Raw genomic sequence first — 21220 nt, forward strand, 5'->3', positions numbered from 1 at the left:
CTCGGACCTGACGGACGGAGCGCGCACGGTGTCACCGGAACGTTCGGCAGCCATGGAGAAGCCATGCTGGTCTCGTCGGCCGCGAATGGCTTTCGCGAAACGGCGCGTTCGGTTTTCCCGGCGAACCATCGCCAGGAACCACGCTATCAGTGAGCACCGACGCAAAGGACCTCAATTCCGTAATGAGTAGGGGAGTTGATCGGCCTTCGCGGCGGTGTGCTAGGCGGGGTCAGGACTGCCATGTCGGAGCGTAGCGCTGAGGGCAGCGCAAGCGGACGTAGTGGCGGAGCAGTGAGTAGGACACGGAGACGTCGTGGTCGTCCATGAGGTGCAGCCAGATCTGTTTCGGTCCGAGGCCCTGATCCAGCATGGCCTGGATGGGCTTCATGAGGTCGGCATCGAGATGCGAATGGTCCCGTTCGACTCCTCGGGGAGGCGGCTGCATCGTGTCTAGGGCGAGGCGGATAAGACGGCGAGGGAGACCGTGCCGCAGGGCCAGGTCCTGAATGGTGTGGCCTCTGCGGGCGTCGATGTAGATGAGCAAGGCGAGATGGGGCTGGCCGGGGAACAGCTCGGTTCTAGCAGTGCGCGGATTGGGTTTCATGCGGCCGCGCGGGGAGCTGGCGTCAGCGAGCGCCCGGTCCAAATGCTGCTCGGAGCGGCCGGAAACCGCAGCCAGGCGGTCCAGCTGGGGCTTGCCGAACCAGAAGGGTGGTCCGCTGAGGAAGCAGTGGAGGTAGCTCGGCTTGAGATGGTTCGCGCGCGCCAGACGACGGACGTAGGAGTCGGTGATCTCGCCGACGCAGGGGCGCAGCCGGACGGGCAGCGGAGCCAGCGGGCGAGGCAGCTCTGGCAGCGGGCGGGACACTTCAGCGGCCCTTCTTCGCCGCTTCTGCGGCATGGTCCAGGGGGATTGCGTCGAGCCCTGCCTTGGTCACGCGTTCTGTGCCGCTGAGGATCGCGTCGATCGCGGCGCCCCGGATCGCGTGGGAGAGCGCGCCGATCATGCCGTCGGCCCGCTTGTGGAGGTAGCGGTCCAGCTTGACCAGACTACCCGGCGGGTGATCATGGAGCAGCAGGGTCTTCTCCATGGTTGCGACCAGCCCCTTCCACTCGGCGCCGTAGGGAAATGGGCGGGTCGGGACGAGGGTGAATCGGCCTGCGATCTGGGCGCCCCGGGTGCCAGCCAAGAGCTCGCTCCTGTCGAGGTTGATGCCTGCGTAGACAAACGTCGCGGGGATGCGCTCGGAGAAGTACTTCAGGGTGTCGGAGACCTCGGCCCCGGCCCGTGTGACCTGCGAGACGTTGTGGATTTCGTCAACGAGAACCAGACCGGTGCGGGTGTCCATGCAGACGCCGACCACCGCTTCGATGATGTCGGTCATGTTTGATCTGGCCCGGACCGGCAGCCCCAGGAAGCGCGCGAACTCGGCCGCGACCATGCGGGCGGACGCCGCGGGCGGGACGGTGATATAGAGCACTGGGATGCGGTCGGTGACGTTCGGGTGGCGGGCCCGGTCGAGGAGTTCGTGGGCGAGCCCAAGCTGGGTGATCGCGCTGGTCTTACCCGTTCCGGGGAGCCCGGAGACCATCAGGCCGCGGCGGGCGCTGATCGCGTGCCGGTTGAGCAGGACCAGCCGTCGGCCGCAGACCACGGTCTTCTCGACGAACGAGGTGGCGACCACCAGCATCCGTGCGTGGTGGTCGAGCCGATCGTCGTCATAGAGCGCCCGCTCGGTCGGAGTGAGCCTGGCCAGTTCGGCGGGAGTGAGCAGGACGGGAGGGCTGGGTGGGCCGGCTGCGAACTTCCGCCATCCATCCAGGGTGGTCAACTGCCGGTTGGCCTCGGCATCTGCTTTCCGAAGCATGGTGTGCCGGATTGCCGGTTGGGAGATGGTCACGGACGCCTCCAGGGATTCGCGAGCGGGTCGAACAGACCTAGCGGGATGACTTCGGCCAGCTCGGTGTCCGCCTGGTCTTCCTGAACGGTCTCGTCGGCGGATGGATCGGGGGCCGGCCGTTCAGGGGCGGTGGCCCGGGTCCGTGCGGCGACGCGGCGGGACCGTTTCGCAGCGGGCCCCTTCTTCGGGGCGGGGCCGTCGTGGGCCCGCCGCAGCAGCGCGGCGGCAGCGTCCGCGATCTGCTCCTCGGTGCCGCCGGGCACCTGCTCGCAGGCGTGATCCCAGGCCAGTTCCCCGAACGGGACACCGACGCGGTGGAGATGCTTCCAGAAAACGGTGATCCACCGATTGCGTCGGCGGTCGCGTACCCAGATGCGGGAGATGTCGTAGGGATCGTGGTGAATTTCCCACAAGCCCTTCTTCTCCATCACCCCGGAGTGCTGGCGGCGTAGCGGGCCTAGTTCGCCGTCGTCGTAGGTGCGGTGCTTGATCCGGATGCCGTAGCTGTTGATCGCCTGCCACCGCTCGGGTAGCAGTTCGACGTAGTCCTCACCGTTCAGCGGAACCGGAACGTAGCCGCAGGACTGAAGCAGTGTTGCGTATTTCTCGTTCGGCGAGAACGCTCGCCTCGGCGCCTGCGGATCACGCAGCCCGTCATGCGGCCTGGTCTGCCAGACGGCGATGACCCACTCATCGAGCAGGTTCTGGAGTTCAGGCAGAGACCACAGCGGCCCGTCCTCCAGCTTCCGGCCACGGCGGTCCGTGGTCGAGCCGGTGTAGCCCGCGACGAACTGGGCGAACAGCGTGGCCACTGAGCCCAGAGTCTTCTCGATCGTGCCCTTGTCGGTCGGCGTCGCCTTGTGGGCCGGTTGCAGGTTGATGCCCAGATACCGGCAGGAGGCCCGGAAGTTCCGCGAGACGAACACCTTGCCGTGGTCGCAGACGATCGTCTCCGGCACGATCACCGGCCGTGCCGCCGCGTGCTCCAGGCGCTCGTCCAACGTCAGCAACCGCCGGTGCGGCAGCACCGAACGGGACATTCGCAGGGCCTCTGACCAGCCGGGCCGCATCGCCTCCGGGGTGACGCTGCGAGCCAGCAGCGCGGACGCGTCCGCAGCCTTCGTGGTCGGCCGCAGCACCGCCGCCGTGATCGACCTCGTTGCGATGTCGACCATCGCCGTCAACTCGACCTTCTCAGCGATCCCGTCGTCCAAGCGCACCAGCACATCCAGCGGGGTCGAGTCGATCTGCATCAGCTCGCCCGGGGCACTGGCCGGAACCTCCCCGAACGGACCGGACGGCCGTGCCTTGATCGACCGGCGTGTGCGGGCCGAACCCGTCGCATGCGTGCCCGCTGCTAACTTGCTGTAGAGCCGGTAGAGAGTGGCCCGGGAAGGAACCTCGACACCTGCGGTGTCCTCACGGCCTGCCAGGATCTCCTTGGTCCGCCAGGCGATGAATCCGATCGTTTTCGACGAGTCCTCGGCCGTCTCGTCGATCGCCTGCCGCATCGCCTCCACCACTGCCGCATCGACCTTGCCGAAGGCCGGCATCTGCTTGGCCGACCGGCCGTCGGCCAGTCCGACCAGCCCGTCACGCTGGTAGCGCTGGCGCCGCTGCTTGATCCCGCTGGCCGTCACCTTGTGCCCGGCCGCCGTCAACTCGGCCGCCTTGGCCCGCTCGCGCTCAGCCAACGAGTGCTGTCTCGGGTCGAACTCCGACCGGGCCACTGCCTTATCAGACGCCCCCGGCGGCAGCCCGTGCAGCACCTCCAGGATGTGATCCTCCCACCAAAGTGCCTGTTCAGCCGCTGTCTCGGGAAACTCCGCGAGCCGGGCTGTGGGCGGGACCTTCCGCCCCTGCCTGTTCAATGGCCACCCCTTTCGACCCGGCCCACGACCGTGCGCGGACCCAGCAAATGGATCGGCAGGTCCTCGGCAACCAGTTCCTGACGCCAGAGCAGATGGAACAGCGCGGGCAGCGTCGCGAGCCGGTCACCCGCCGTATCAGCCCCGGGCAGCAGCGGTCCCGGCGCCGCGAAGACCTCCCGCAGGCGGTCCGCAGCCATGGGATGCAGGCATCGCGGGTGCCGGTAGCGGGACAGCCACCGGACATTCGCCAGCAACACCGGCTCCGGCACCCCGACCCGCTCGAAGTGCCAACCCGCCTGAGCACAGGCCATCCGCGTCACCTCGAACGCCTCCACGTCCTTCGGCTCGATCCGCTCGTCTGCGCGGACATCGACGATCACCGCCGAGCCATCTACCCGGCGTGCGAAGTAGTCCGGAGCATGCCGACGCTCCCGTGCCCCGTCGTGCCAGTGCAGCCAGAACGGCTGCGAGGCGATCCCCGCCACCTGCGGATCGAAGTCCATGAGCACGAGCCGGTCCCGCTCCAGCCAGGACTCGAAGCCCACGTGCTGCCCAGTCGTCGCCGCCCAGTACCAGCCGGCGAAGTGACGCTCACCACGGGACCACCGGAACGGCCGTACCGGTGCCACGTCCTCGAACCGAGCCGTCACACAGTCCAGCAGAGGCCGGCGCTGCCACTGACGTACGGCGTCCACGTACGACAGCTCGACGTAAGGCTCTGTGAGATCCACCCCAGCCGGTACGGCCACCAGCACCCCCAGCTCGTTTAGCCCGTACGGCTAGGTTCACTGAGACGGAAGGCCAAATGACTGGGTTCGCTGAGTAAACGACTCGATTGGATGAGAGCGGTCAACGGAACCCGGGCATGACCATTCCGCGCCCGTGTACTAGAGTTATCTCGACATCGAGATATCTGCCGAGGCGCACCGCGGTCGCCACGCGAGTTAGGCCTACCTAACTTAGCCTGACCTCACCGGAACGGCCAAGCCGGCGTGGCGGCACGATTGACGGTGGTACGCGCACATCAATGAAGGAGACTGTCGTGTCGGCGAACAGCTTCGACGCCCGCAGCACGCTGCAGGTGGGCGACGAGTCGTACGAGATCTTCCGGCTGGACAAGGTCGAGGGCTCCGCGCGCCTTCCCTACAGCCTGAAGGTGCTGCTGGAGAACCTCCTCCGCACCGAGGACGGCGCGAACATCACCGCCGACCACATCCGCGCCCTGGGCGGCTGGGACTCCCAGGCGCAGCCGTCGCAGGAGATCCAGTTCACGCCGGCCCGCGTGATCATGCAGGACTTCACCGGCGTGCCCTGTGTCGTCGACCTCGCCACGATGCGTGAGGCCGTGAAGGAGCTCGGCGGCGATCCGGCCAAGATCAACCCGCTGGCCCCGGCCGAGCTGGTCATCGACCACTCCGTGATCGCCGACAAGTTCGGCACCAACGACGCCTTCAAGCAGAACGTCGAGCTGGAGTACGGCCGCAACAAGGAGCGCTACCAGTTCCTGCGCTGGGGCCAGACCGCGTTCGACGAGTTCAAGGTCGTCCCGCCCGGCACCGGCATCGTCCACCAGGTGAACATCGAGCACCTGGCCCGCGTCGTCATGACCCGCGACGGCAAGGCGTACCCCGACACCCTGGTCGGCACCGACTCGCACACCACGATGGTCAACGGTCTGGGCGTCCTCGGCTGGGGCGTCGGCGGCATCGAGGCCGAGGCCGCCATGCTCGGCCAGCCGGTCTCCATGCTGATCCCGCGCGTCGTCGGCTTCAAGCTCACCGGTGAGCTCAAGCCCGGCACCACCGCCACCGACCTGGTGCTCACGATCACCGAGATGCTGCGCAAGCACGGCGTCGTCGGCAAGTTCGTCGAGTTCTACGGCGAGGGTGTGGCCGCCACCTCCCTGGCCAACCGCGCCACCATCGGCAACATGTCGCCGGAGTTCGGCTCCACCGCCGCGATCTTCCCGATCGACGACGAGACGCTGAACTACCTCCGCCTGACCGGCCGCAGCGACCAGCAGGTCGCCCTGGTCGAGGCGTACGCCAAGGAGCAGGGCCTCTGGCTGGACCCGAAGGCCGAGCCGGACTTCTCCGAGAAGCTCGAGCTGGACCTCTCCACGGTCGTCCCGTCCATCGCCGGCCCGAAGCGCCCGCAGGACCGTATCGTCCTCGCCGACGCCAAGGCCCAGTTCGCCCAGGACGTGCGGAACTACGTCAAGGACGGCGGCGACGTCGACGAGGCGAGCAAGGAGTCCTTCCCGGCCTCCGACGCCCCGGCCATCTCCAACGGCGCCCCCTCCCAGCCGGTCGAGGTGACCGCCCCCGACGGCACCACCTACACCCTGGACCACGGCGCGGTGACGGTCGCGGCCATCACCTCCTGCACCAACACCTCCAACCCGTACGTCATGGTCGCCGCCGCGCTGGTGGCCAAGAAGGCGGTGGAGAAGGGCCTGACCCGCAAGCCGTGGGTCAAGACCACCCTCGCCCCGGGCTCCAAGGTCGTCACCGACTACTTCGAGAAGGCGGGCCTGACCCCGTACCTCGACAAGGTCGGCTTCAACCTGGTCGGGTACGGCTGCACGACCTGCATCGGCAACTCCGGCCCGCTGCCGGAGGAGGTCTCCAAGGCCGTCAACGAGCACGACCTGGCCGTCACCTCGGTGCTGTCCGGCAACCGCAACTTCGAGGGCCGGATCAACCCCGACGTCAAGATGAACTACCTGGCGTCCCCGCCGCTGGTCGTCGCCTACGCGCTCGCCGGTTCCATGAAGGTGGACATCACCCGCGAGGCCCTCGGCTACGACCAGGACAACAACCCGGTCTTCCTGAAGGACATCTGGCCCTCCGAGGCCGAGGTGAACGACGTCGTGGCGAACGCCATCGGCGAGGACATGTTCTCCAAGTCCTACTCCGACGTCTTCGCCGGCGACGCCCAGTGGCAGGCGCTGCCCGTCCCGACCGGCGACACCTTCGAGTGGGACGGCGAGTCCACCTACGTCCGCAAGCCCCCGTACTTCGAGGGCATGCAGATGGAGCCGGCCCCGGTCGAGGACATCACCGGCGCCCGCGTGCTGGCCAAGCTGGGCGACTCGGTCACCACCGACCACATCTCCCCGGCCGGAGCCATCAAGGCCGACACCCCGGCCGGCAAGTACCTCACGGAGCACGGCATCGAGCGCCGCGACTTCAACAGCTACGGCTCCCGCCGCGGCAACCACGAGGTCATGATCCGCGGTACGTTCGCCAACATCCGGCTGCGCAACCAGATCGCGCCGGGCACCGAGGGCGGCTACACCCGCGACTTCACGCAGGACGGCGGCCCCGTCTCCTTCATCTACGACGCCTCGCAGAACTACCAGGCCGCCGGCATCCCGCTGGTCGTCCTGGCCGGCAAGGAGTACGGCTCCGGCTCGTCCCGCGACTGGGCGGCCAAGGGCACCGCGCTCCTCGGCGTCAAGGCCGTCATCGCCGAGTCGTACGAGCGCATCCACCGCTCGAACCTCATCGGCATGGGCGTCCTGCCGCTGCAGTTCCCCGAGGGCCACACCGCCGAGTCCCTCGGCCTGACCGGCGAGGAGACCTTCTCCGTCTCCGGCGTGACCGAGCTGAACGACGGCACCACGCCCCGCACGGTCAAGGTCACCACCGACACCGGTGTCGAGTTCGACGCTGTCGTCCGCATCGACACCCCTGGTGAGGCCGACTACTACCGCAACGGCGGCATCCTGCAGTACGTGCTGCGCAGCCTGATCCGCAAGTAGGCGGCAGGCAGGGCGTGACCGAGGGCCGCATCCCCGCGCGGGGATGCGGCCCTCGGAGTTCCCGGGCCGTTCTCCGCGGCGGCTTCCCGCTCCGCGCCGGCGCCCGCGGCCGATACGCGCGATAACCGTTTACATCCCCGCCCCCCGGCGCTACGGTCCCTTCCACGGACGAGGTGGGAGCGCTCCCATTGAGCGTGGCGGACCGGAACCCGTCGCCGGGGTGCCACCGCCTCGTCCGCCCCCACAGTCGCGGACGGGAGTGTCATGACCACGCCATCAAGCGACCGCGTCGGCGCGGGGACGGCCCGGCGCAAGGGCGACAGGGTCCTGTTCGTCGTCCTCGTCTGTGTCCTGGCCGCGGTACCGGCGGCCGGCCTGGCCCTGACCTCGGGCGCCGTCACCCACACCCGTCCCGACACGCTGCCGCGCTCCGAACTGCGCGCCCTGCTCTGCCGGGCGGGCCCGCTCACCGCCCCCGGCGCACTCACGAGCCCAGCGCCGCGCGCAGCCATCCCAGTTGCCGCCGGACATGCACCGCGTCCCCGCCCTCATGCCCGTTGAACGGGTAGGCGTGCAGCACCTTCTCCTCCTGGCCGCCCGTCAGTTCCGCGTACCGGTTGAACGCCGCGTACGCCCCGCTCGGCGGGCACACCGTGTCGCGGAGGCCCACGCCGAAGTGGGCGGGCGCCTGGGCACGGCGGGCGAAGGAGATGCCCTCGACGTACGACAGGGTGCGGTACGCCGCCTCCTCCACGCCCCGGTGCACGGCGAGATACGCGCTGATCTCGCCGTACGGGGAGGCGTCCGTGAGGTCCAGCGCGCGGCGGATCCCGCACAGGAAGGGCGCGGTGACCAGGACCGCCGCGAGGCTCGGGACCAGTCCCGCGACCGCCAGCGCGACGCCTCCGCCCTGGCTGTTGCCCACCGCCGCGACCCGGGAGGCGTCCACGCCGGGCAGGGCGCGGACGGCGTCCACCGCGCGTACCGCGTCGGTGATCAGCCGGCGGTAGTGGTGGTCGTGCGGGTCGAACAGCCCCCGCGCGGCCGGTCCGGGACCGCCGGGCGCGCCGGCGTGCGGGTCGGGGGTGTCCCCGCCGCACCCGTACTGGCCGCCCTGGCCCCGGTTGTCCATCAGCAGATGCGCGTACCCGGCGTTCACCCAGGTGAGCCGCTCGTGGGGGAGACCCCGTCCGCGTCCGTACCCGGCGAACTCCACCACGGCCGGGAGCGGTTCGCCCGCTCCGGCGGGGCGGCTGAACCACCCCCGCACCGGATCGCCCGCGAACCCGCGGAACGTCACGTCCCAGGTCTCGGTCAGCCGCAGCCCGTTGTCCACCGGGTCGGCGGAGACCAGGACGTCGCCCGCGCCGGCCGCCTCGCCCAGCGTGCGCTTCCAGAACGCGTCGAAGTCCGCGGGTTCGGCGACGTCCGGACGGTAGCGCTCCAGGTCGGCCGGGGGCAGGTCGAACGCGGGCACGCGGCACCTCGCAGGCTCGGGCGGGCGGCACCACCGATCGTTGCGGGCGGACCGCAGGAAATTTCGGTGGACGGTAACAGATCACGGCGGGGTTCCACAGCGGTCCGTTCCGGACTTCCGTGCGGCCGTGACGTAGGCAAAAGGCTCCTGCGCACCACCCATTGACACCGCTTACTACGACTCATAAGTTGCCGCGAAGTTACCGACAGGCGCTCGAAAGTTTCGGTTCCGTCAGGCACGGGAGGCCCGGGCAATGAGCAGCTCCACCACGTCGGCTCCGCCTCCGGGCACCCAGGAGCCGCCGCCCGCGCCCCCGCCCCGCAGGCGCCTCCGGTCGCCCTCGCCCACCGGCTGGCGGCGCGCCCTGCGCAAGGACTGGCAGCTCTACTCGCTGGCCGTGCTGCCGCTGCTGTTCTTCCTGGTGTTCCGCTATCTGCCGATGATCGGCAACGTGATCGCGTTCCGCCGATTCGAGCCGGGCGGGTCGATCCTCGGCGAGTACTGGGTGGGCCTGCGCTACGTCGAGATGTTCCTGTCCGACCCGACGTTCTGGCAGGTCTTCCGCAACACCCTGTGGATCGGCGGGCTGACGCTCGTCTTCTGCTTCCCCGTCCCCATCGTGCTCGCCCTGCTGCTCAACGAGGTCCGCCGCAGGTCGTTGAAACGATTCGTGCAGTCGGTGTCGTACCTGCCGCACTTCCTGTCCATCGTGATCGTCGCCGGCATCACGATGCAGATGCTCGCCACGGACGGCCCGGTCAACCACGTCCTCGGCTGGTTCGGCCACGACCCGGTCCGGTTCATCCAGGAGCCCGACTGGTTCCGCACCATCTACGTCGGCTCCGAGATCTGGCAGACCGCCGGCTGGGGCACGATCCTCTACCTCGCCGCGCTCACCACCATCGACGAGGACCTGTACGAGGCCGCCCGGATCGACGGCGCGAACCGCTGGCGGCAGATCTGGCACGTCACCCTGCCCGGCATCCGCCCCACCATGATCACGCTGCTGATCCTCAACATCGGCACGTTCCTGGCCGTCGGCTTCGAGAAGGTCCTGTTGCTGTACAACCCGCTGACGTATCCCACCGCCGACGTGATCTCCACGTACCTCTACCGCACGGGTGTGGAGTCCAACAGCTTCAGCTACGCCGCCGCCATCGGCCTGTTCGAGGCGGTCATCGGTCTGGTGCTGATCACCTCGGCCAACCAGCTGTCGCGCCGCACGGTGGGGACGAGCCTGTGGTGAGCACGATCCGCCCCTCCCGGGGGTACCGCGTCTTCCAGGGCGTCAACGGAGTGATCCTCACCCTGGTCGTGCTGATCACGCTGTACCCGTTCGTCAACATCGTCGCCCGCTCGTTCAGCGGTGAGAAGGAGATCCGCGCCGGTGACGTGACGCTGTGGCCCAAGGGCTTCGACCTCACCACCTACGAGATCGTCTTCTCCGACTCGATGTTCTGGCGGAACTACGGCAACACCGTCTTCTACACGGTCGTCGCCACCGCCGTCGCCATGGTGCTGACCACCTGCTACGCCTACGTCCTGTCCAAGCACCACCTCAAGGGCCGCGGCGCGCTCGTCGGGATCGCCGTGTTCACCATGTTCTTCACCGGCGGCCTCATCCCCAACTACGTCCTGATCACCAGCCTCGGGCTGAAGAACAGCGTGTGGGCCATCGCCCTGCCGAACGCGATCAGCGTCTTCAACCTGCTGGTGATGAAGGCCTTCTTCGAGAGCCTGCCGTCGGAACTGGAGGAGGCCGCGCAGATCGACGGCCTCAGCACCTACGGCACCCTGCTGCGGATCGTGCTGCCGCTGTCCAAGGCGGTCGTCGCGACCATGGTGCTGTTCTACTCGGTGTCCTTCTGGAACTCCTGGTTCTCGGCGTTCCTCTACATGGACCGCAGCGAGCTGATGCCGGTCACGGTGTATCTGCGCAACCTCCTCGCCGGCGCCACCGGAGGCACCGCCGCCGGCGCGGGCACCGAGAACCTCACGCAGGTCAACGCCAACATCCAGGCGGTGACGATCGTGCTCACCTCGCTGCCGATCCTCTGCGTGTACCCGTTCGTGCAGCGCTACTTCGTCTCCGGCGTGATGCTCGGCGCGGTCAAGGGCTGACGGCCGAAGGCACTCCCCCCAAATCCACCCCCACGACAGGAGTCCCCGTGAAGAACGACGGACAGCTCTCCCGGCGCCAGATACTCGCCGCAGCGGGCTTCATCGGCCTCGCCGCCCTCGCCGGCTGCGGCAGCGGCGGCGAGGACACCAAGGACCTGTCGAAGAAGCGCACGGGCGCCATGAAGAACTACCGCGCGGGAGCGCAGTTCAAAGCCACCGAGCCGCTCACCTTCACCGTGCTGCACAACGACAACCCGGTCTACCCGATGAAGAAGAGCTGGCTGTTCTGGAAGGAGCTGTCCCGGCGCACCGGAGTCACCCTGGACGCCACCCCCGTCCCGCTGAGCGACTACGAGAAGAAGCGCAGCCTCCTCATCGGCGCGGGCGACGCCCCCCTGCTCATCCCCAAGACCTACCCGGGCGCGGAGACCGCCTTCGTCTCCTCCGGCGCGATCCTTCCGGTCAGCGAGTACACCGACCTGATGCCCAACTTCCGGGAGAAGGTGAAGAGATGGAACCTCCAGCCGGAGATCGACTCGCTGCGCCAGTCCGACGGCCGCTACTACCTGCTCCCCGGCCTGCACGAGAAGGTGCGCCAGCAGTACTCGCTGTCCTTCCGCACGGACGTCCTGGACCAGCACGGCCTCACCCTGCCCACCACCTGGGACGAGGTGTACACGACGCTGAAGGCGCTCCGTGAGGAGTACCCGGACCGCTACCCCCTCACCGACCGCTGGAGCACCAACACCCCGTTCCCGGCGGGCGCGTTGTTCCAGTACCTGGGGCAGGCGCACGGCGTCCGCGCCGGCTGGTCGTACCTCAACACCACCTGGGACGCCACGGCGGAGAAGTTCGTCTTCACCGGCGCCACGGACGCGTTCCGTCAGGTCGTCGAGTACCTGCGCACGCTGGTCGCGGAGAAGCTGATGGACCCGGAGAGCTTCACCCAGACCGACGAGGAGGCGGTGAGGAAGCTGCTGGGGGAGAAGTCCTTCGCGATCAGCGCCAACGCGCAGGAGCTGGTGCAGAACTACCGCTACAACCTCCAGCGGCAGGTCAAGGGCGCCACCATCGAGATGGTCCCGGTGCCGCTCGGCCCGGCGGGCGAGGTCGTCATGGGCGGCGGACGCCTGGAGAACGGCATGATGATCTCCAGCAAGGCGCTCGAGCGGGACGACTTCGTCGCCCTGATGCAGTTCGTGGACTGGCTCTGGTACTCCGACGCCGGCCAGGAGTTCTGCAAGTGGGGCGTGGAGAACACCACGTTCACCCGCTCCGGCGACGCGGGATACCGGCTCCAGCCGGGCATCTCCCTCATGGGCTCCGACCCGGGCGCCCCGAAGGACCTGCAGAAGGACTTCGGCTTCTTCAACGGCGTGTTCACCTACGGCGGCAGCTGGGCGCTGGTGTCCTCCTCGTTCAGCCCCGACGAGAAGAAGTTCACCGACGCGATGGCAGCCCGCGAGGAGCTGCCCACCGACCCGCCGCACCCGCTGCGCGCCGAGGAGCAGGAGCAGGCCACCCTCTGGGACACACCGCTGAAGGACCACGTCACCCAGAACGCCCTGCGCTTCGTCCTCGGCAAGCGTCCCCTCTCCGAGTGGGACGACTACGTCAAGGAGCTCAAGGCGAAGAACATGGACCGTCTCATCGAGCTGCACAACCAGGCGTACGAGCGCTTCCAGAAGGAGAACGCGTGATCCACGTGCCCGCGGAGCCGGCCGGCCGGCTGTCCGACGCCTGGCGCGCCTGCGTCGGCACCGGCCGGCTCGGCCTCGCCCTGCGCCGCGACTACCAGGACTCCCTCGCCCTGCTCCAGCGCGACATCGGCTTCCGCCGTCTGCGCGGCCACGGCCTGCTCAGCGACGACATGGGCGTCCACCGGCCCTACGAGTGGCAGGGCTCCCGCCGCACCCACCATTCGTTCACCTACCTCGACCAGGTCTTCGACGCCCTCCTCGGCACCGGCATCCGCCCCTTCCTCGAACTCGGCTTCATGCCGCGGGAGATGGCGTCCGGCACGCAGACGGTGTTCTGGTGGGAGGGCAACGTCACCCCGCCCGCCGACGAGAAGGAGTGGACCCGCCTGGTGCGCGCGGTCCTCACCCACCTGATCGACCGCTACGGCCTCGACGAGGTGCGCACCTGGCCCGTCGAGGTGTGGAACGAGCCGGATCTGCCACCGTTCTGGCAGGACGCGGACGAGGCGGCCTACCACCGGCTGTACGAGGCGACGGCGCACACCGTGAAGGAGGTGGACGCGGAGCTGGCGGTCGGCGGGCCCGCGCTGTCCCCGGCCGCCGACGGATGGCTGGAGCGGTTCGCCGAGTTCGCCGAACGCCGTGACGTGCCCGTGGACTTCGTGTCCCGGCACGCCTACGCCTCCGGGCCCGCGCGGAACGTCCCGTTCGGCACCCACCAGACCCTCGCCCCGGCGAGCACCCTGCTCGACCAGTTCGCCCAGCCGCACACGGCCCTCGCGGGCACCCCTCTGGCCGGACTGCCCGTCCACATCACCGAGTTCAACTCCTCCTACCGGCCGGACAACCCGATCCACGACACCGCGTTCCACGCCGCCTACCTCGCCCCGGTGGTGACGGCGGGCGGCGACCACGCCGACTCCTTCTCCTACTGGACGTTCAGCGACGTCTTCGAGGAGACCGGCATCCCCACCGCCCTGTTCCACGGCGGCTTCGGCCTGCTCACCCACCGCCAGATCCGCAAGCCGACCTACCACCTGTACGCGTTCATGGCGCGCATGGGTGAGCAGCAACTGGCGCGCGGTGACGACCACCTGGTCACCCGGCACGCGGACGGCCGGATCACCGTCCTCGCCTGGGCCCCCGTCGACCCCACAGGGGAAACCCCCGGTCCTGACGGGCACACCCTGCGCCTGTCCCTCCCCGTGGCCGGCGAGGGAGGCGGCGAGGTGTTCGTGCGCCGCTCCTCCGTCGACGAGGAGCGCGGCAACGCCTACACCGCCTGGCGGCACATGGGTTCCCCCCGCTCCCCGCGCCCCGGGCAGCTCGCCATGCTGCAGGAGGCCTCCGAGCCTGCCCGCAGCCACTCCCGGCTGCCTGTCGACAACGGCCGGACGGACCTCGCCGTTACCCTGGCTCGCCACGAGATCACCCTCGTCGAGCTGACCCCGGTGGACGACGAGACCCCGCCCTGGTGGGACGAGCGGCGGCTGCTCGGCGGGGAACCGGCATGAGCACCGTACGCGCCGACGCCTTCGGCACCGGCCCGCTGTCCCGGGCCGCCGCCCTGATCCACACGCTCGTCACCGTCGAGGCCCTGCTGCTGCTCACCGCGGCACCGGGCCTCGCCGGCCTCTTCCTGCTCGCCCCCGAACCCGCCAACCTGCCCCTCGCCGCCCTCTGCCTGCTGCCGCTCGGCCCGTCCGCCGTCGCGGCCCTCTACGCCCTGCACCACCGCAGCGGCGACCTCACCGAACTCCGCCCGGCCCGCGCCTTCCTGCGCGGCTGGCGGCTGGGCGCCGGCCCCGCGCTGAAACTGTGGGCGCCGCTGCTCGCCTGGCTCACGGTCATCGCGTTCACCCTCACCCACTTCCCGGCCACCGGACTGCCCGGCTGGTGGGCTTCCCTGCTCGCCGTGACCGGTGTGGGCAGCCTGCTGTGGGGCGCCCACGCGCTGGTGCTGACCGCCCTGTTCGCCTTCCGCGCCCGCGACACCGCCCGCCTCGCCGCGTACTTCCTGGCGAAGCGGCCGCGGGCCACCCTGGGCGCCCTGTCGCTGCTGATCCTCACGGCCGCCGGCACCGCGCTGCTCACGGAGGCGCTGCCCGCCCTGCTCTCCGCGCCGCTGCTGCTGTCCCTGCTGCACGCCGGCCGCCCGGTGATCGAGGAGACCCGGGAGCACTTCACGGCCTGAGGCCGCACGGGCGCTCAGTGGATCGTGCGCCCGTGCGCGTCCGGCACCCCGGACTTGCGCAGGAAGTAGCTGTTGATCTGGTCCCGCCACTCCCGGGCACCGCGCAGCTGCTCCGCGAACCGTTCCGCCACCCGCGCGTGCCGCTCCGGCTCCACGAGATCCGAGAGTCCCGCCCACACCCGACGGGCCTCCTCTGCCTCCTCCACGCCCTCGAAGTGGGTGTCGTAGATGTGCTGGATCACCGTCTTCCCGCTGTGCAGCACATGGCCGTACGGGACGTGGTGGAAGAACAGCAGCAGCTCGTCGGGGCAGGTGCCGGGGGACTCGTAGAGCTTCGCCCACGGCTCGGCGTACTGCCCGGCGAAGCCGGTGCCGGTCGCCACGGAGCGGTCGACGCCGACGCCGTCCCGGTCGGCGAAGTGGTAGGTGCCCCAGGGGCTGTACTCGTAGCCGTCCACGCCCGGCCCGTAGTGGTGGCCCGGCTGCACCATGAAACCCACCCCGAGTGGCGCCGTGTACTTCTCGTACGTCCTCCAGGAGCCGTCCAGGATCGCGTGCAGTCCCCCGGCCAGCCGGTGCGGGGCGTCCGGGTGGGTCAGCGCGATCCACTCGTCGAGCACGGCCCTCGGGTCCGCCGCCGGATCCCACGCCAGCCGCCCGAAGGTGTACAGGTTGGCCTGGGCGAGGGGGTGACCGGTCCAGAACCGGTCGTCGCCGGCGTTGGACACCGCGACCAGACCGTCCGCGAGCCGCCCGACGGGCACCTCGCCGTCCGGACGGAACCGCAGCACCTCGCTCCACATCGGTCCCAGCCAGCACACGTGCTGCTGCTGCCCGGTGTACTCCTGGGTGACCTGGAGCTCCACCGCGAGCCGGGTGTCCGGCATCGCGCCGATCAGCGGCGAGACCGGCTCACGCACCTGGAAGTCCATCGGCCCGTGCTTCACCTGGAGCAACGCGTTGTCGGCGAACTCCCCGTCCAGCGGGGTGAAATGGTCGTACGCGGCCCTCGCGCGGTCGGTCGAGCGGTCCCGCCAGTCCTGGCGGTGGTCGTAGACGAAGGCCCGCCAGTGCACCGTGCCGCCGTGCGGCTCCAGCGCCGCGGCCAGCATGTTCGCGCCGTCGGCGTGCGAGCGGCCGTAGGCGAAGGGGCCCGGCCGGCCCTCGGAGTCGGCCTTCACCACGTACCCGCCGAAGTCCGGGACCGCCTCGTACACGCGGGCGGTCGCCCTCGCCCACCAGCCGCGCACGGCCGGGTCGAGCGGGTCGGCGGTGTCCGGCCCGCCCAGCAGCATCGGCGCGGCGAAGCTGACGGAGAGGTGCGTGCGGATGCCGTACGGCCGCAGCGCGCCGGCGATCGCGGCCACGTCGCCGATCCGGTCGGTCAGCAGCCGCGCCTCCGTGGCGTGCACGTTGACGTTGTTGACGGCGACGGCGTTGATCCCGCACGCGGCCAGCAGCCTGCCGTACGCCCGCACCCGGCCGAGGTCGCCGCGCGCCTCGCCGTCCGACCAGAACAGGGAGCCGCCCGCGTAACCGCGCTCGACCTGCCCCATCACCGGGTGCACGGCCACGTTGTCCCAGTGGTCCAGCATGCGGGTGGCCAGGGCGGGCCGGTGCGTGCGCGGCGCCAGGTCCCCGGAGAAGGCGCCCTCGCCGAGCCGCACGACGTGGAACAGCCCGTACAGCAGCCCGCGCCCGCTCGGCGCGGTCAACGACGTGATCCCGTCCGCGCGTCGGAGTGTGTAGCTCTCGTCGTCCGGGCTGCCGCCGGTCACTTCCAGGAGGAACTCGGCCGCGCCCCCGTCCCGGATCACCTCCCCGCCGAACCGGGCACAGGCGTCGGCGAGTTCACCGCGCACCGTGTCCGCCAGCGGATCCGGGCCGCTCCGGACGAGTGAACGGCGGGCGCCGACCGCGCGGAACGCGGTGCCGGGCAGCCAGGCGGCGTCGAAGTCCCCCGAGTCCGTCATGGTTCCATTCTGGTGCACCGGCCGCTCCGGAGGTACCCGTGGTGATCCGGAAGCCGAGCGGGAACGGCAAGGAAAAGGCGGGCCCGGACCAGGTCCGGACCCGCCAGGTGGGCGCGGGTCAGCTCAGCAGCTCCACCTCCGCCAGCGTCGCCTCACCGGTCAGCACCAGCCGGTGGTGCTCGTACGGCTTCGGCTTCGCCACCGAGAAGACGCGGGTCTGCCGGTCCCAGCGGAAGGACTCGTCCGTCCGCCGGTCCAGGTCCTGCCAGGTCTTCCCGTCCGCGGAGCCCTGGAGCACCCAGCCGGTGGGCGCCTTCGCGGCGTCCGAGGAGGTCAGGGTGTACTGCACCGTCGCGGCGGCCTTCTCCACGGGCAGCTCGACCTCGGTCACCGCGGCGGCGGTCTCCGACGTGTTGTCGAACAGCGGGCCCTCGCCCTTCACCGCGTCCTCGCGCGGAGCGGGCACCTCGTCGTCCTGGGTGATCGACACCGGCGCCGCGTTCTCGCCGGTGCCCCACGACGACGGGCGCGGGCCCATGTCGAACTCGAGCACACCGCCCCTGGCGATCACCGAGTGCGGCAGCGCCGTGGAGTTCCACCGCTTGCCGTTGACCTTCAGGCCCTGCACGTACACGTTCTTCGCGCTGTTCTTCGGCGCCTTGACGACCAATTCGCGGCCGTTCTCCAGGTGCACGGTGACCTTGGTGAACAGCGGGGAGCCGATGGCGTACTCGCCGCTGCCCATGACCAGCGGGTAGAAGCCGAGCGAGGAGAACAGGTACCAGGCGGACTGCTCGCCGTTGTCCTCGTCGCCGTGGTAGCCCTGCCCGATCTCGCTGCCGGTGTAGAGGCGGGACAGCACCTCGCGCACGTTCTTCTGCGTCTTCCAGGGCTGCCCGGCCGCGTCGTACATGTACAGGGCGTGGTGGGCCACCTGGTTGGAGTGGCCGTACATGCCCATGCGGACGTCGCGCGCCTCGATCATCTCGTGGATGACGCCGCCGTAGGAGCCCTTGAGGTCCGGGGAGGCCGTCTCCGGCGTGGAGAGGTACTCGTCCAGCTTGTCGGCGAGGCCCTTGCGCCCGCCGTACAGGTTGGCGAGGCCCCGGCTGTCCTGGGCGGCGGTGAACGCGTAGCCCCAGCCGTTGGTCTCCGTGTAGTCGTGGCCCCACACGCGCGGGTCGTACTTCGAGGACTCCACCCGCCAGTCGCCCTTGAGGTTCCTGCCCTGGAAGAAGCCGGCCTCGGAGTCGAACAGGTTGACGTAGTCCTGCGCCCGGTCGAGGAAGTACGCCGACTCCTCCTGGTAGCGCTTGTCGCCCGTCTTCTCGTACAGCGCCTCGCCCATCTTGGCGATGCCGTAGTCGTTGAGGTAGCCCTCCAGGGCCCAGGACAGGCCCTCGTGGGTCTCGGTGCTGGTGTAGCCGAGGAACGGCGAGGTCGCCATGCCCTTGCGGCCCACACCGGACGACGGGGGCACCACGGTGGCGTTCTTCACCGCCGCGTCGTACGCGGCCTTCGCGTCGAAGCCGTCGACGCCCTTGACGTAGGCGTCCGCGAAGGCGACGTCCGAGGAGGTCCCGGTCATCAGGTCCGCGTAGCCGGGGGAGGACCAGCGGGAGGTCCAGCCGCCGTCCTTGTAGTGCTGCACGAAGCCGTCGACCAGCTCACCGGCCTTGGACGGGGTGAGGAAGGAGTACGCGGGCCAGGTCGTCCTGTAGGTGTCCCAGAAGCCGTTGTTGACGTACACCTTGCCGTCCACGATCTTCGCGCCCGTGTGGGTCGGGGTGTCCGGCTCCGGCATCCGCGAGAACGGCGAGGCGTACTTGTACTTCCCGTCGACCTTCTCGAAGCCCGAGTTCGGGTACAGGTACAGCCGGTACAGGCTGGAGTAGAGCGTGGTCAGCTGGTCCGGCGTGGCGCCCTCGACCTCGACCTTGCCGAGGACGCGGTCCCACTGGCGCCGCGCGTCCCGCTTGACCTTGTCGAAGGAGGTCTTGCGCCCGATCTCCTGGCGCAGGTTGTCCTTCGCCTGGTCCACGCTGATCAGCGAGGTGGCCAGGCGCAGGGTGACCGTGCGGTCCTTGCCCGCGTCGAAGCGCAGATGGCCGCGCTCGCCCTTCGAGTCGCCCGACACGACCTCCCTGTCGAACTCGCCGTAGACGAACATGCGGGTCGCGCCGGTCGACAGGCCGGACTTGACGTCCGAGTAGCCGGTGAAGGAGGCGTCCTCCTTGTTCAGCGTCAGCCCCGCCTCGTCGGTGACGTTGTCGAAGATCACGCTCGCGTCGTCACCGGGGAAGGTGAACCGCATCATCGCCGCGTGGTCCGTCGGCGCCATCTCGGCCTTCACGCCGTTCTCGAACCGCACCCCGTAGTAGTACGGCCGGGCGGTCTCGTTCTCGTGCCGGAAGGCCAGCTCGCGCGCGTCACGGCCGGTCTCCGGGGCGCCCTCCGCGGCCGACGGCATCACCTGGAAGGTCTGCCGGTCGCCCATCCAGGGGCTCGGCTCGTGGCTCGCGCTGAACGCCTGGATCATCGGCAGGTTGTCGTCGTTGTTGCCCGCCGCGTACTCGTACAGCCAGCTCTTGGAGGCGGCGTTGGTGACCGGGGTCCAGAAGTTGAAACCGTGCGGCACCGCCGTCGCCGGGAAGGTGTTGCCGCGCGAGAAGCTGCCGCTGGAGTTGGTGCCGCGGGTGGTCACCGCGTAGTCCGACAGATGCGCCTTCGGACGCTCGGGCCGCACCTGCTTCAACGCCACGTCGTCCAGCCAGCCGCGGAACTTCGCCGGGCCCTTGGGGGAGTCGTACGCCACCAGGATCCGGTCCACGGTCCTGCCCCTGGCCACGGAGCCGATCCGGGAGACCACGTTGTTCCACTGGTTGACGTACAGCACCTTGGACTCGCCCTGCCCGCGCGGGGTGAGCGGGAAGCCGTGCTGGTCGGTGGCGCGCAGGTCGCTCAGATAGGTGCCGTCGGTGAAGGCGAGGTCGACGGCGACGTTCGTGGCGTCGTAGTCGAGGTCGCCGTCCGCCATCGACGGGAAGACGCGGTAGGACAGCTGGGTGTCCCGCTCGACCTTCACGTTGACGTCGAACACCTTGTTGTACGAGTACGCCCGCCCGTCGGCGAGATGGCGGCCCGCGTAACGCAGCGCCCGTACGCCGGTGAAGCCGGCCCGGGCCTTGGCGGTCGGGGAGCCGGTCGGACCGCGGTCGACCAGCGACAGCATGTCCTCGGGCTCCGGCTCGTCCTCGCCGCCGGCCGCGAACTGCACATCGGCGAGCTGGACTATGTTCCCGCTGCCGTTCTTGGTGATCTCCAGCCGGAAGTGCCGGTACTCGCCGGCCACGGACGCGTCCAGCGCGTACGTCTTCGTCTGGAAGCGCTCCTCGAACGTCTCGCCCGTGCGGCTGTCGAGGGTCGTCCACTCCTCGCCGTCGGCGGAGCCCTTGAGGACCCAGTCGCGCGGGTCGCGCTCCTCGTGGTCGTTGGCGGAGGTGAGCGCGTACCGCTGCACCTCGACCGGCGCGTCGAAGTCGAACTCCACCCAGGCGGTGGGCTCGAAGGCCAGCCACTTGGTGCTGGACAGGCTGTCGACGAGGTGCTCCTTCACCTCCCGGCCGTCGGTGTTCTCCGCGCTCGCGCGGACCTCGGTGACATGGTCGGTGACGTTGCCGGGGATGCCGGCGCTGTACCCGCCGTTCACGTCGGAGGCGCGCTTGCCGCCGCCGCGTGTGGTCTCCACGGTGTTCAGCCAGTCCGGGGCGGGGTCCCCGGACTCGAACGACGAGGAGAACTCCCGGTCGGTCCTCGGCGGCGCCTCGGGGAGCGCCACGGCGACGCCCTGTGAGCCCGCGGCCAAAGCGAAGGCGGTCGTCGCGACGACCGCCGTTCCCCATCTGTGCCGAACCCTCTGTTGCATGCGCGAGCACCCTCCCTGCGCTGGACAACGTTGTCAATTGCAGTGCGCAAGGAACAGTAGTGGGTCAAGTGGACTGCGATGTCAAGGGGTTGATTGTGGCATTCGCAAGCGATGGCGCTGACTTTTCCGTTGCGTAAGGTGCCCGAGGCTCTTATTTCCGCGAGGTCTCAACTCGGAAAAGACGTACGGGGAACCTTGCATTCGATCTTGCTCCGTCGGCGTGAAGTGGACTATACCTGTCGGCACTCCGGGGCAGTCTTCACCGCACCCGACCAGTACCAGCCGCACTTCC

13 protein-coding genes are annotated in these 21220 nt (G+C 69.5%); 6 read left to right on the forward strand and 7 right to left on the reverse strand.

Going from position 1 to position 21220, the window contains the following annotated elements; all coding sequences use genetic code 11:
* Nucleotides 1-229 precede the first annotated feature (229 nt).
* The 4 genes from MTR79_RS09205 to MTR79_RS09220 form a co-directional block, all read right to left on the reverse strand.
* Entirely contained in the window at nucleotides 230-868 is a 639-nt protein-coding gene (locus MTR79_RS09205) for a TraK family protein (protein ID WP_244789721.1), read from the reverse strand.
* Between the two features lies 1 nt (nucleotide 869).
* Entirely contained in the window at nucleotides 870-1901 is a 1032-nt protein-coding gene (locus tag MTR79_RS09210) for an ATP-binding protein (RefSeq protein ID WP_244789722.1), read from the reverse strand.
* Nucleotides 1898-3412 carry a Mu transposase C-terminal domain-containing protein gene (locus MTR79_RS09215; protein ID WP_244793097.1) on the reverse strand — a complete coding sequence of 505 codons (1515 nt, stop codon included), beginning with the start codon at nucleotides 3410-3412 and terminating at the stop codon, nucleotides 1898-1900. The genes MTR79_RS09210 and MTR79_RS09215 overlap by 4 nt, the downstream gene beginning before the upstream one ends.
* Nucleotides 3413-3768: 356 nt before the next feature.
* Nucleotides 3769-4521 (reverse strand): TnsA-like heteromeric transposase endonuclease subunit, encoded by a 753-nt coding sequence (locus MTR79_RS09220; protein ID WP_244793099.1) that lies wholly within the window; start codon nucleotides 4519-4521, stop codon nucleotides 3769-3771.
* Nucleotides 4522-4814: 293 nt separating this feature from the next.
* Between MTR79_RS09220 and acnA the strand changes: the two genes are divergently transcribed.
* Nucleotides 4815-7538 carry an aconitate hydratase AcnA gene (gene acnA, locus MTR79_RS09225; RefSeq protein WP_048456048.1) on the forward strand — a complete coding sequence of 908 codons (2724 nt, stop codon included), beginning with the start codon at nucleotides 4815-4817 and terminating at the stop codon, nucleotides 7536-7538.
* Nucleotides 7539-8022: 484 nt separating this feature from the next.
* Here acnA and MTR79_RS09230 read toward each other — a convergent pair whose 3' ends face one another.
* Nucleotides 8023-9015, reverse strand: coding sequence for an acetylxylan esterase (locus MTR79_RS09230; RefSeq protein ID WP_244789723.1), 993 nt, complete (start codon nucleotides 9013-9015; stop codon nucleotides 8023-8025).
* Between the two features lie 253 nt (nucleotides 9016-9268).
* Between MTR79_RS09230 and MTR79_RS09235 the strand changes: the two genes are divergently transcribed.
* From MTR79_RS09235 to MTR79_RS09255, 5 genes are read left to right on the forward strand one after another with little or no spacing between them, the layout of a single operon-like run.
* A complete protein-coding gene (locus tag MTR79_RS09235) occupies nucleotides 9269-10261 on the forward strand; it encodes an ABC transporter permease subunit (RefSeq protein WP_086698679.1) in 993 nt (330 codons plus the stop codon).
* Entirely contained in the window at nucleotides 10255-11136 is an 882-nt protein-coding gene (locus MTR79_RS09240; protein ID WP_048456045.1) for a carbohydrate ABC transporter permease, read from the forward strand. Before MTR79_RS09235 ends, MTR79_RS09240 begins: the two co-directional genes overlap by 7 nt.
* Before the next feature lie 47 nt (nucleotides 11137-11183).
* On the forward strand, nucleotides 11184-12836 hold the full coding sequence (locus tag MTR79_RS09245; protein WP_189363393.1) for an extracellular solute-binding protein: 1653 nt from the start codon (nucleotides 11184-11186) through the stop codon (nucleotides 12834-12836).
* Nucleotides 12833-14350, forward strand: a complete 1518-nt coding sequence (locus tag MTR79_RS09250) for a xylan 1,4-beta-xylosidase (RefSeq protein ID WP_244789724.1) — start codon at nucleotides 12833-12835, stop codon at nucleotides 14348-14350. The genes MTR79_RS09245 and MTR79_RS09250 overlap by 4 nt, the downstream gene beginning before the upstream one ends.
* Entirely contained in the window at nucleotides 14347-15030 is a 684-nt protein-coding gene (locus MTR79_RS09255; RefSeq protein WP_189363395.1) for a hypothetical protein, read from the forward strand. The genes MTR79_RS09250 and MTR79_RS09255 overlap by 4 nt, the downstream gene beginning before the upstream one ends.
* Nucleotides 15031-15044: 14 nt before the next feature.
* On the opposite strand, the gene MTR79_RS09260 is transcribed toward MTR79_RS09255, so the two are convergent.
* Entirely contained in the window at nucleotides 15045-17003 is a 1959-nt protein-coding gene (locus MTR79_RS09260; RefSeq protein ID WP_244789725.1) for an alpha-glucuronidase, read from the reverse strand.
* 118 nt (nucleotides 17004-17121) lie between these two features.
* Nucleotides 17122-20928, reverse strand: coding sequence for a GH92 family glycosyl hydrolase (locus tag MTR79_RS09265; protein ID WP_244789726.1), 3807 nt, complete (start codon nucleotides 20926-20928; stop codon nucleotides 17122-17124).
* Between the last annotated feature and the right edge of the window lie 292 nt (nucleotides 20929-21220).

Source organism: Streptomyces sp. BJ20, assembly GCF_022869105.1.
GTDB classification, from domain to species: Bacteria; Actinomycetota; Actinomycetes; order Streptomycetales; family Streptomycetaceae; genus Streptomyces; species Streptomyces griseoincarnatus.